This is a genomic window from Acinetobacter geminorum (assembly GCF_013009345.1).
GTDB lineage: Bacteria > Pseudomonadota > Gammaproteobacteria > Pseudomonadales > Moraxellaceae > Acinetobacter > Acinetobacter geminorum.
This window is the reverse complement of the sequence record NZ_JABELE010000017.1, coordinates 1-10984: the sequence shown is the minus strand read 5'-3', so window position 1 is coordinate 10984 and position 10984 is coordinate 1. Positions and strand designations below refer to the sequence as shown.

The following is a 10984-nucleotide window of genomic DNA, read 5'->3' as shown; positions in this document are numbered from 1 at the left end:
TCATCCCTGATTATGGCTTGAAACGGCGTAAAGCAATTAAACCGAATAAACTTAAAATAAAGGCTCCACCAACACTACCTCCACCACCTGTACTCACAGATTTGTCTTCAATTCCAGATAAAGGATCCTGAACAATTCTTGTCGGGATAGTGATATATTGAAACTCTACGCCTTCATTAAATCGAGACACACTCGTAACAACCTGAATGCTAAAAATATCCGCACCATGCCAGTTCCCATTTGGTGTATAAATTACATTTCCATTTTGATCTAAAGTTATACTGCCTTTAGAAACTGGGGTATCTGTACTTTGTTTAATTCTAAGGCATCCTGGTTGCCATTCTTCTCCATCAGCCCGCTCTCCGAATAAACGTTTGCATGTAGCCGGAGTCACTAGATCTGCTTCACTTAGAGAACCAAGAATATTAAATTTTGCAACTTGTCCATATCTAATATCTTGACCTACTGAGGATATCTCAGTATCTAAAATATATTCAATCGCTCCAAGATCACATAACTCATCATAACCACTACGTTTTTTTCCACGCTGATCAATAATTTCACAACTTGCTAAACCAACTGAAGTTCCATCACTATATAAACGACCTTTATTAATAATGAGGGAATCAGCTAAAGTATTATAACTCTCTAACAATCGAGGCTTGAAAAAGCCAAGAAAGCTATCTTTAGGGGTATTAAAAGGACAAAATAAGCCTTCTTTCGCTGTTACATCACATATCCCCTCATCTGTGCTACCTGCTATTAATTTTTCATTAGCGGGATAAAGAATATTAGGAAGCTTTGAAGTCGCATTCCGGTTACATTCTGCGGTAACCAAATTACTTTGTATAATTGCTTTATCAGCAGTACTCGCCTGACAGTTGACCGTATTCCCAACTAAAACACTATTTGAAATAGATGCATTACCTTGTGAAGCATCTAGAAATAATCCTTTGTCATTTTTAATCATCGTAATGTTATTAACAAACATCCCATCTTGAACATTTGCAATAAAACCCACTTTATTATGAAAAAAAGTACTGTTACTCAGGCCGGTAGAACGCTGGCTTAAATACCCCCCAGTACTCTCATCATCAAATTTATTTGCACTGAAGAAAAGTGATCCAGCTGCAGAACTAACTTCATTGTCTCGAATCACAGACTGCGTGATCAAATACAAAGGCTGCTCACTATAAATTACCCCACCTTCTGTTGCTTTATTATTTTGAATAAGAGTATTAGTAATAGTGACGAAACCGTAAGTCTGGCCACTTTTCGTGACCAATCCTCTATTATAAATCGCTCCCCCTTGAGCTGCGTATCCATCAATTAAACGAGAGTTTTGGATTTTCAATATTTCATGATTATCAATCAACCCACCAGTAACAGCTTTAAATTTTAAACCCGCACCTTGTAAATTAAGATCAGTTAGCGAAACCGAAATTGATGCTTTTTCAATACTCTCATCATCAATTTTAAATAACCGATCTGTACCAATCATTTTTATTGTAGCGTTATGCGAACCTGGTTGATCAGTATCAACTAACGTAGAATCATTTTTCGCAGTAGTAATTGTCAGAGGGGCTGTAATCTTTATTTGTTCTTTAAGTGCATACTCTTTATCTCTTTGCAAAATAATATTGTTTGAGTCACCACTAGTACAGCCACGATAACCATCTTTTACAGACGCAACAACCTTAGAATCACTTGAATTAAGTCTATTTAAAAGTTCAACAGCCTCACGTAATGAACAGACCGTGTTGTCGACGTCTTCATCATTTGTAGTTGTGACTTGAATATCGGCAGAATAAGCGTGTCCAGCAGCAGCCAATAAAGCAAAAGCAATGCTCCGTTTGAGCATACCCATCTCCTTACATCTTTTTTCATTTTTCTTTGTCAATATTGCAAAATATCCGCTTTTGCAATCGCATCCTTTGTGCGTACTTTGTCACAGCAAGTAGAATTTCTCAAGACATTTTGGTCGGTCTGTCGAGTCATTTTTGAACTAGATTACAAAAAGCTTCGTAGATCTAAAAAAGTTTTTTTAAATACAAAAAAGTGGCGTATTAAAAAATTAAAAGAAAATTTAGAAGATACAAATATAACTATTATGAAATGAAAAAACTTATGTAGGGAAAGCCATTTTTCATTGTATGAGTCTAATTTAAGCAAAACAGCAAACTTAAGTTAGAAAGTCTACTGTTGATACTCATCAATCAAAGCGTAAATTTGCCTTAAAGTTGCATTAGAAAGTTTTGTTTTTTCACCTTTAAGCAATTTTTCTAATTGAGCAACTGTTTGTAATAAAAGAGAAGCTTGATGAGGACCATGCAATAATAAGTAGTCAACAATTTGTTGATCAAAGTGGATACCACGTCTAGCCATTACAGATGTCACCAAGGCATAGCGGTCTGCATATAAACTTCCACTCGGCACTTTTACACTAACGGCTTGTGTAAGTCGTGATTGTAGATCTGGTAATTCCAGCTTTAATTCGATCGGGGCTACACGCGAAGAAAATATCAGTTGTCCTTCATGATTATTCATTAAATGAAAAACAGCTTTTTGCCAGTGAGGCACACCACTAATCGATTCAATATCATCCAAAGCAACAAGATCATAATGTTCTAAAGAGGTAATTGCCTCAATAGGTGCATCAAGCAGTTCAAGCAAAGATACTTTGATAGCAGACTTACCTATTTCTAAATAAGAATCACAAATTGCGGAAAGCAAATGGCTCTTGCCCGTTCCTGCTCCACCGTAGATATAGAATCTACTCACCAGACCAGCATGTAGTTGCCGCACGGCATCGACTACATGCCCCCAACCCGGTCCCGAAAAATCACTGATTCGGGCATCAAGTTGAGGTTCTATATCCAGTTGGAGTTGACGCATATATTGAATTAACCTTGAAATTATTTCTGGTTAGGGGATTTTAGTTCATCTGTATCTTGCTGTGTTTTAACTTCAAGATCAAGCTTAGTGCTTTCAGTTTCCACATGAATTTGCTCAATATCGCCATGTTGGATTACTAATGTAGAAGGGGGCGCATAAAGTGAGCTTCTTTCATAGTTCTCTCTTAAATGCTTTAACAACACTACAATAACGGCAGCAACAGGCAATGCAATTAACATTCCCAAGAAACCTGCAAGCTGTGCACCTGCCAATACTGCAAAAACAACTGCTACAGGAGATAAACCAATTTTATCTCCCAGTAGGAATGGCTGTAGGATATAGCCTTCTACAGCTTGGCCAACCATAAAAACTACACCAACGAGTAATAAATGCACCCAATCTAAGCCGAACTGAAACAAGCTGGCGATAACAGCTGCAATAATACCTACTCCAAATCCTAAATAAGGAATAATACTGGCAAGCCCAGCCACCATACCAATAATCAGGCCAACTTCTAAACCAATGAGCTGCAAACCAACCGCATATACTATGCCGAGTAATAGCATGACCAGAAACTGACCTTTAACAAATGCTCCTAAAACACTATGACATTCGCCAACGATTTGTAAGGTAGTAGCTTCATATGGACGTGGGATAAGACGACGTAAGTTTTGTAACATACGCTCCCAATCGAGCAAGAAATAGAAAGCAATAATTGGAATTAAAACAACTGTTCCACCAATCTGAATAAAATTCAGACCAGATTGAGCTAGTTTTAATAATACTGCCTGAATGCTGTCTGCACTATAGTTTGTCTGGACATATTCCATGACAGCTTTAGACAACTGCTCTGTATCAATTTCCATTTGCTGGACATTAAATGTCGAAGATACCCAAGGTAGAAAGGTAGCATTAATCCAATGGATACCGGCTGGAATGCTATCTCGGGCATAAACTAATTGTTTCCAGATAAGTGGAACCAAATACCAAAGTGCAATAGTTAAAGTTATGCCTATTCCAACGAATACCAAGCTAATTGCTAACCAGCGAGGCAATTTCATTTTTACCAGAACATCAACAAGTGGACTGAATAAATAAGCCAGGAAAAAAGCACCGATAAAAGGAATGACTACAGGCTTGAGCAAGTACAACACCCATACCAGCAATACAATACCTGCGAGTAAAAAAATACGGCGCAGTATACGATCTTGCATAAAATCTAGCCTTTTTTGATTTAATCGTTATAAATGGAAAAATATTTTTATTAAAGATAGCATTTTCGAGCATAAATAACATAAGAGTTTCGTATATTCAGGTTATAATCTGCCGCCAATGCGGAGACTTCATTTATGAGCAACTCAACTTCTACCCCAAATACCGGTTTAAGCTACAAAGATGCGGGTGTCGACATTGAAGCGGGCGACGCACTGGTCGATCGTATCAAGTCAGTCGCTAAACGTACAAGTCGTCCTGAAGTAATGGGCGGTCTTGGTGGCTTTGGTGCACTATGCAAAATTCCTAAAGGTTATGAAGAACCTGTTTTAGTTTCTGGAACCGATGGTGTAGGAACTAAATTACGTTTGGCACTTAATCTCAATCGTCATGACACAATCGGCCAAGACCTTGTGGCTATGTGTGTAAATGACCTTTTAGTTTGTGGTGCAGAACCATTATTCTTCCTAGATTACTATGCGACTGGTCACTTAAATGTTGACGTTGCTGCAAATGTTGTTACTGGTATTGGTAAAGGTTGTGAGCTTGCAGGTTGCGCACTTGTAGGTGGTGAAACCGCAGAAATGCCAGGCATGTACGAAGGTGAAGATTACGATCTTGCTGGTTTTGCTGTTGGTGTTGTTGAGCAAAGCAAAATTATTGATGGCTCTAAAGTAAAGTCTGGTGACGTACTTATTGGTGTTGCATCAAGTGGTGCTCACTCTAATGGTTACTCATTACTACGTAAAATTTTAGACGTTAAAAACGTTGATTTAACTCAAACAATTGATGGTCGTCCTCTTGCTGATGTCGCAATGGAACCAACTCGTATTTATGTAAAACCAGTTCTTGAACTCTGCAAACAAGTTGATGTTCATGCTATGGCGCACATTACTGGTGGTGGTTTACCAGGTAACTTACCTCGTGTATTGCCAAATGGTGCTCAAGCGGTTATTGATGAATCTTCTTGGGAATGGCCTGAATTGTTCCAACTTCTACAACGCGAAGGCAATGTAGAACGCTTTGAAATGTACCGTACGTTTAACTGTGGCGTAGGTATGGTTATTGCTGTTGATGCAAATGATGCTGAAAAAGCAATTGAAGTGCTTAATGCTCAAGGCGAAAAAGCTTGGAAAATTGGACAAATCCAAGAAAATGCCGAGTCAGTGGAAGGTGCAGACGAAAAAATCCGTGTGATCTTTGCATGATAAAAATTGCTGTTCTAGTCTCTGGGAACGGCAGTAATTTACAAGCCTTGATAGATGCAAATCTATCAGGGCAAATTGTAGGTGTACTGTCTAATAAAGCAGATGCTTATGCCTTAGAGCGTGCTGAAAAAGCTAATATTGCTACCGCTGTTATCTCCCATAAAGACTTTCCAACTCGTGAAGTGTTTGATGAAGCAATGCATCAGCAACTCTTAGCTTGGGAAGTAGATGTGGTTATTTTAGCTGGCTTCATGCGCATTTTAACTCCTACCTTTGTCAACAAATGGCAAGGGAAAATGCTAAACATACATCCCTCGCTTCTACCTGCTTACAAAGGTGTGAATACTCATCAACGTGTTTTAAACACAGGTGACCGTTTACATGGTTGTACCGTGCACTTTGTAACTGCTGAACTGGATTCTGGTCAATCTATTGCCCAGTCAGCTATTTCAGTTAAAGAACATGATACTGTCGACTCATTGGCAGATCGAGTGCACACACTTGAGCACTTTATCTACCCACAAGTTGCAGAGTGGCTGTGTAACGGTCAACTTACATGGAAAGATGGACAAGCCTACTTCCGTAATCAAGTTCTAAAAGACCCTATTCGTTTTGCAAGCTGGTAAAATATTTTACTAACAAACAAAAATAAAAAAGGACATGCTAGCATGTCCTTTTTTATTCACTTAAAAATCAATTTAGTTAATGGCTGATCAATTTCTTTATAGAATTTACTGTATCGATAGGATGTTCTAGAGGAAACATATGCCCCCCCTCAACCACAGTAAATGGAATTCCCATTTTTCGCTTTGCCATTTGAGGAAAGCCTCTTTTTAAGAAATCACTCTCTTTCCCTACAACTAAATGCACAGGCATCTTAGGTTTTGGCATAGGTAGCCACCACCAAGAAGGATTCTTACGGAAAATTGCAACTTCATCTTCACGAGAAATCGTTAAAGTTACTCCACCACGAACTGAATCTTCTTTCAAAGCATAATCAATATAAGCTTGGAAACAATCTTCATCAAAATTTTTATAGAATCCCTTAGGACGCAGTAATTCAGCCGCTTGCTCTCTCGATTCCCAATGTTCACGACGACGTGCAGATAAACCTGCTGGTGTCATCACATCAACCAATTTAGGGCGAAATAATTTTGCCATATGAAAAGCAAACGAATATCGCCCTAAAATCAGAGGCGGATCTAACATAATCACTTGAGAGAAAAGTTCAGGACGTCGAAAAGATGCCATCAATGTTAGAACGGAACCAAGAGAATGACCGAGCCCAATAACTTTACGTCCTTTCGCTTGACGCACAATACTATCAATAACCTGATCAACCAAAGCAGGCCAATGATTCGTCACAGGATAGCGCTTATCAGGACCAATCAAGGGAACATAAATGACGTCATATTCCCCTTTCAATTGGTCAAACAATTTTTGATACACTTTTGATGGTACGCCATTGGCATGAGCAAAGTGTATAACTGGTTTTGTTGACATACCGCTATCCTAAACAGATTTATTGTAATTTTGCGCTTTGACGAGTCTGCACTTCTTGAGCAATAGATTCACTTACCCCTTGCCCGATTTGTGCACCCATACGACCCAAAATAGATTCTAGTGGGTTACGCTCAATTGTGTAGTCAACTTTATTATCAAGATTTAGTTCTCGCATCAAGCTCGTAATATTACCTGAACGGTCAGCAACACCTAATTGAATTGCTTGATCGCCAGTCCAGAATAAACCAGAAAAAATAGCTGGATCATTCGATTTCAAGCGCTTGCCACGCCCTTCTTTAACTGCAGCGATAAAGTGAGTATGAACATTATCAAGAACAGATTGAATATGCTGCTTTTGAGCAGGATCAATCGGTTTTGTCATACTTAAAATGTCTTTATTCGTTCCTGCTGTTAAAGTGCGGTCTTCAATACCGAGCTTTTGAGCTAAACCAGTAATCCCATAGTTAGGCATGATGACACCAATTGAACCCACTAAACTTGATGGATTGACAATAATCTCATCCGCAGCAGAAGCAATATAGTACGCACCCGATGCACCCATATCACCAATAACGGCATAGACTTTCTTATCAGGATGTTGTTTTTTCAAATATCGAATTTCCTGCCAGATTTCATCAGACTGAACTGGAGAACCGCCAGGTGAGTTAATATTTAGTGCAACAGCTTTACTATTTGAGGCCTCAAAAGCGCGTTTGAGTGCTTTATTCGTATCTTCACTATTCACAGCTTGATTGCTTGAAGCATCAATCGTTCCAACAATATCCACCACTGCTAAATGGGCACTACTGCTACTTACTGCTGATCCATCTTTGCTGGTTGAACAGCCTTTGCCCATCAATACAATAATGAACAGTAAATAAATAAAAGTTAATGTTTTAAAGAAGATACCCCAACGGCGACTACGGCGTTGCTCTTCTACTGAAGCAAGTACAGCCTTCTCCAGAATTTGCCATTCTGGTCCATTTTGTTTAGGGATTATAGGTTCATTTTGTGGTTTTGGTGGCCAATCGGACATAAAATTCCAATCCAAATCAATCTAAAATGATGTCATTATATACGTTGATTTGATAAAAACTGTCTAAATAATATGATTTCATTTATAATATTTTTATCTTTTTTTACTTGTTGCCTCCTTTTTACCGCGATAGATGACCAAACTAGATGTAAAAAGCATGAACTATTATTTACTCAAAACTTTTAGCCGCCAACCAATTCAATTTGGACGTTTTATTGCCCGCATGTTGGCAGGATTAGTCAATACTTTAAAAATTACTAGAACCTCAAAGAGTATTGAACTTAACTTACAAATCGCACTTCCTCATTTAACGCCACAACAACGCATAGACATTACACAACAAGCTATTCGTAACGAGTTAACCTCATATTTTGAATTTTTAAGTATCTGGGGCTCATCAAATAGTAAGAATATTTCAAGAATTCATCATATTGAAGGTGAACATTACTTTCATGAAGCACTAGCGGCAAAAAAAGGTGTGGTTTTAATTGTTCCTCATTTTGGCACATGGGAAATCATGAATGCATGGTGTGCCCAGTTCACCTCAATGACAATTTTATATAAACCTGTAAAAAATGTAGATGCAGACCGTTTTGTTCGAGAAGCACGTAGTCGTGAACAAGCTAACTTGGTTCCTACTGATGAAACTGGTGTTCGACAAATTTTTAAAGCATTAAAACAAGGTGAAACCACTGTAATTTTACCTGACCATACACCAAATGTTGGTGGTGACATGATTAATTATTTTGGTGTTCCACTTGCCTCAAGTAATTTAAGTGCCAAGCTTATCCAGAAAACAAAAGCTAAAGCTTTATTCCTTTATGCAATTCGTAATGAAAATGATGGTTTTACGATGCATATCGAGCCTATGGATGAGAAGATTTATGAAGGTACAGCAGATGACGGAACGTATGTCATCCATCAAGCAATTGAACAACTAATTCATCAATATCCAGAGCACTACCACTGGAGCTATAAACGTTTTAAAGCAAATCCAGCTTTAGATAATATTTATAATATAGATCCGACTGAAGCACTTCAAATTGTAGATAAGCTTAAAGCAGAAGCGTCACAAATTCCTGTGAAGCCAAGTACGTTCGAAACGTCGAGTATATAAAACTATCTCATGATTGCGAGATACAAAGCTTAATGTTCCTTGTTCAACTGTACTTTTAAACGGAATATTAAGTGCTTGTACTCTCGCTAACACTTCTTTACTTGGATGACCGTATCGATTATTAAAGCCAGTAGAGGCAACAACAAGCTTTGGTTTTAGAGTCGCTAAAAAGTCATAAGCCGAACTATGTTTACTCCCATGATGACCTAATACCAGAACATCTACCTTTAAATCAGGATATTCTTTCATGAGTTGATATTCTGCTTCCCACCCTGCGTCGCCCATGATTAAATAATTTTGATAGCCATTTATCTGTTTTAAATGAATATAAACCACACAAGAATATTGATTTTGATTAGAAGGAACTAAGTTTAAATCATTTTCTTTAGGCCAAAGGATTTCAATATCTAACTGTGGATATTGCCATTTTTGCCCTTGATGGCAATAAGTAAATGGCTCTTTAATTTGCTCTGTCCATCGTTCATTTGATATGACTTGTTTAATAGGAAAAGCCTGAGCGATAGAAGGAAATGCTCCGCTATGATCTTGATCGAGATGAGACAGTACGACGTGATCCAGTTGTTTAATTCCCTTTTGACGTAAATATGGAATCACGACATTTTGACCAATACTAAAGGCTTTCTCATCATAAGACCCACCCGTATCGATGAGCCATGTCTGCTGCGGGTGTTGCAAGAAAATAGCTTGTCCCTGTCCCACATCTATAATATTTAATTGAATTTGCTGGGATGACTTATCTGGAATGATCAAGGGTAAACAACATATAAGACTCCAAGATTTCGGTAAAACACCACGCGGTAAAAATAAAATAATAATTGCACAGCTAAGACACAACAAAGCAAGTGGTGTCAGGCTAAAACCTTGCAACGGTAGAGATAACTTCTCTAAAAAACTAAAACATGTCAGCACTATACTGAGCAAAATATCGTTAATCTGAAAGAGTGCACTTCCAATTGAATTAAAAATAAGCCACACACAAGCAGCAAAAATATTCAAAGGAACAATAACTCCTCCTAGCAAAGGAACTGCAATAATATTTGTAAAAGGGGCAACCCATGAAATTTGTTGAAAGAAAATCAGCATTAAGGGACATAGGGCGATAAATATTTTGCCCTGAGATTCAATGAGGGTTTTGCTTAAAAGAATTATTCTAGATAGCAGACTCACTGAAGCAAGATCTGGAGTCTGTACTATGGTTTGATAAATGCGTAATAAAATAAAGCAAGAACCATAAGAGAGCCAAAAACCTGCCGATAAAACACTAAATGGATCGAAAAGCAAAAGTAGACTTGCACTGAAAACCAAGAGCGAAAATGGCTTAACAGGTAGTTTTACCAACAATAAAAAGGCAAATAAAAATACTGAAAGTAAAGTTCTTAAAGCTGGAATTTCAAAGCCTACAAAAGCTGTATAAATCAAAACACCGAAACATAATGGAAACATAGCCCAAATTTGTTTAGGTTGATACAAATAAAGCTGCGGATAATATCGTCGTACTAATTGATGTAATCCCCAAGCCAACATGATGGCAAAAATGAGTACATGAGGCCCTGAAATAGCCAACAAATGAGAGATTCCTAATTCCTTAAATTGATTTTTAATCTCATCATTTAAGAGACTTTCGTCCCCTGTTAATAAAGCTAATAACAGTCCTTTATTTTGCAAAGGAGATTGTTTTAACATTAATCTAAATGTTAGGCGCAACTTTTCTACATTTAACTTTTGTCTGTTAAAGAATTTTTGTTGTTCTTTTAAATGCTGTTGATAACCTAACTGATAAACTTCATTAGAGCTTAAAGGCTCAATATGCTGAACACTAAAACCAGACATTATATTTCGTTGAATGAACCATTGTTCTTGGTCGAAAACACCGGCCACTGCGTAACTATGAGCAGGTTTGGTTTTGCCATAAATTGAGCCTGTAAATTATTTTGTGTAAGTTCCATTTTTTATAAATGATCTTTTAATCGATCATCGAACTGAATCGTAAAC

Annotated in this window: 8 protein-coding genes and 1 pseudogene; 3 read left to right on the top strand and 6 right to left on the bottom strand. The window is 37.7% G+C overall.

Going from position 1 to position 10984, the window contains the following annotated elements:
- Nucleotides 1–10: 10 nt before the first annotated feature.
- The 3 genes from rbtA to cxpE form a co-directional block, all read right to left on the bottom strand.
- Complete coding sequence (gene rbtA / locus HJG58_RS15175; RefSeq protein ID WP_170249547.1) at nt 11–1861, bottom strand: rhombotarget A; 1851 nt, start codon at nt 1859–1861, stop codon at nt 11–13.
- 335 nt (nt 1862–2196) lie between these two features.
- A complete protein-coding gene (hda, locus tag HJG58_RS15170; RefSeq protein WP_086265471.1) occupies nt 2197–2895 on the bottom strand; it encodes a DnaA regulatory inactivator Hda in 699 nt (232 codons plus the stop codon).
- Between the two features lie 20 nt (nt 2896–2915).
- Nucleotides 2916–4109, bottom strand: a complete 1194-nt coding sequence (gene cxpE, locus HJG58_RS15165) for a chloramphenicol efflux transporter CxpE (RefSeq protein WP_086265472.1) — start codon at nt 4107–4109, stop codon at nt 2916–2918.
- A 135-nt stretch (nt 4110–4244) separates the two neighbouring features.
- Here cxpE and purM point away from each other — a divergent pair, with 135 nt between their 5' ends.
- Nucleotides 4245–5315, top strand: a complete 1071-nt coding sequence (purM, locus tag HJG58_RS15160) for a phosphoribosylformylglycinamidine cyclo-ligase (protein WP_170249546.1) — start codon at nt 4245–4247, stop codon at nt 5313–5315.
- Nucleotides 5312–5941, top strand: coding sequence for a phosphoribosylglycinamide formyltransferase (gene purN / locus HJG58_RS15155; protein WP_170249545.1), 630 nt, complete (start codon nt 5312–5314; stop codon nt 5939–5941). The genes purM and purN overlap by 4 nt, the downstream gene beginning before the upstream one ends.
- A 76-nt stretch (nt 5942–6017) precedes the next feature.
- On the opposite strand, the gene HJG58_RS15150 is transcribed toward purN, so the two are convergent.
- Both HJG58_RS15150 and sppA read right to left on the bottom strand, forming a co-directional pair.
- Nucleotides 6018–6818 (bottom strand): alpha/beta fold hydrolase, encoded by an 801-nt coding sequence (locus HJG58_RS15150; RefSeq protein WP_170249544.1) that lies wholly within the window; start codon nt 6816–6818, stop codon nt 6018–6020.
- Nucleotides 6819–6837: 19 nt separating this feature from the next.
- Nucleotides 6838–7854 carry a signal peptide peptidase SppA gene (gene sppA, locus HJG58_RS15145; RefSeq protein ID WP_170249543.1) on the bottom strand — a complete coding sequence of 339 codons (1017 nt, stop codon included), beginning with the start codon at nt 7852–7854 and terminating at the stop codon, nt 6838–6840.
- Between the two features lie 133 nt (nt 7855–7987).
- Here sppA and HJG58_RS15140 point away from each other — a divergent pair, with 133 nt between their 5' ends.
- Nucleotides 7988–8971 (top strand): lysophospholipid acyltransferase family protein, encoded by a 984-nt coding sequence (locus HJG58_RS15140; RefSeq protein ID WP_170249542.1) that lies wholly within the window; start codon nt 7988–7990, stop codon nt 8969–8971.
- Here HJG58_RS15140 and HJG58_RS15135 read toward each other — a convergent pair.
- A pseudogene (locus tag HJG58_RS15135) lies at nt 8924–10906 on the bottom strand (DNA internalization-related competence protein ComEC/Rec2); the annotation flags it as partial. The gene HJG58_RS15140 and the pseudogene HJG58_RS15135 overlap by 48 nt on opposite strands.
- Nucleotides 10907–10984: the final 78 nt, after the last annotated feature.